Origin of the sequence: Intestinibacter sp., assembly GCF_051866655.1 — a bacterium.
Lineage (GTDB): Bacteria > Bacillota > Clostridia > Peptostreptococcales > Peptostreptococcaceae > Intestinibacter.
In genome coordinates this window covers 1-1,342 of record NZ_JBJDXL010000235.1, presented here as the reverse complement: position 1 = coordinate 1,342, position 1,342 = coordinate 1, and the positions used below count along the sequence as shown (strand labels likewise).

The 1,342-nt window shown below is 29.4% G+C and carries 2 protein-coding genes; both read right to left on the bottom strand.

Annotated elements, in window-relative coordinates; all coding sequences use genetic code 11:
* Positions 1-55: 55 nt before the first annotated feature.
* Positions 56-880: an FAD-dependent thymidylate synthase gene (locus ACI3VO_RS07005; protein WP_439757220.1), complete on the bottom strand. Its 825-nt coding sequence runs from the start codon at positions 878-880 to the stop codon at positions 56-58.
* Positions 881-948: 68 nt separating this feature from the next.
* On the bottom strand, positions 949-1,155 hold the full coding sequence (locus tag ACI3VO_RS07000; protein ID WP_439757219.1) for a hypothetical protein: 207 nt from the start codon (positions 1,153-1,155) through the stop codon (positions 949-951).
* Positions 1,156-1,342 lie beyond the last annotated feature (187 nt).

Below are 1,342 nucleotides of genomic sequence, written 5' to 3'. Positions count from 1 at the left end.
TTCTTCAACATCTTCTAACGGTAATAAATCCCACCTTAATTTATGATCTTTAAAATCATTTTTCTTGCTTTCCATATATAAGTTCTTTAAGTTCTAAAGCTAATTTTCTAGCATCAGGATGAGCGTTAGTAGCGCATCTTAATTCGAAGAAATGCTTCCAATCAGATTCAAACCCAGTCATTACTAATTCTGTTTTTAAAGCATTTGGTAGTATAGCTCTAGCTTGTTGCGGAGTCCAACCTCGTTTTAGTAAGCTAAAATAACTAGTTTCTGCGTGATTAAGACCTACTATAAATTCAGTATTGGTATATATAGTAGAATCTGTATGTTCGTAATCTTCATTGATCCAAGACGGAGTAATAAATGTAACTTCGTTGTTAAACTTATCTTTACTGTAATTGCAATATCTGGTACTTTCTTGAGCAAAGCTAAATACTCTATGTCTTACGAATTCATGAGATACTCCTCTATCACAAGTAAATCTAGCGGTTATTCTTTTTTCATGAAATTCTGTAGGTTCGCATATATACTTTAAATCATCAAGCCAGTTATTCTCTACTAAAACTCTATAGTTAGTTGTAATATATACTCTTCCATTTACTCCGTCTATTGTTACTTTATTAACTTTAGAGTACGGGTTAGTAGTGTATTTAATGTAGTCTCTGTGTTGGAGGTGCATTTCTAAATATACTGTACCGTGTTCTAACATAGCTCCATGACCAGATTTAATCATTCTGTCTACAAACTCTTTAGCAGAAGTAGGAGTAATCTTATCTTCAGATTTATAACAAGTTCTACCAGCTAATTCGATCTGTTTATATACTCCTTCTAAACCAGATTGTTGTTCTATTAATTCTACTTTACTATCTATTAACTTCATAACTTATTTGCTTTAGACATATATATAAACGTATTATTAACAAAATAGTGTCATTATTTTAACATTTGTTAACACTTCTTATATATGTAACCTTGTAAGCAGTATTTAGTTAATTCTACTGGGCAATTAATAGAAGGTACAAAGGCACAACCTAAGCAACCTCTTAAAGACTCTTCAGGTCTAATTACATACTCTTTATTTCTGTATTTAATTACTTTTCCAGAGTAGGCTATAATATTATCTTTCTTTTCCATACTAATTAGTTTAATTATCATAAGTAAGAGTAGTTATATCTGGTTTACTCTAGATAACCCCCTTACCCCCATATAAACGTAATTTGTTTCTGTTATATTAATTTCTTTAACATATTTTAACATTTATTACAGCTATTTAACTATTGTTTTTTAACATTTTTTAACAAAAAATATAAAAAATTTTTTTGAGAATTTTTGTGAATGCGTG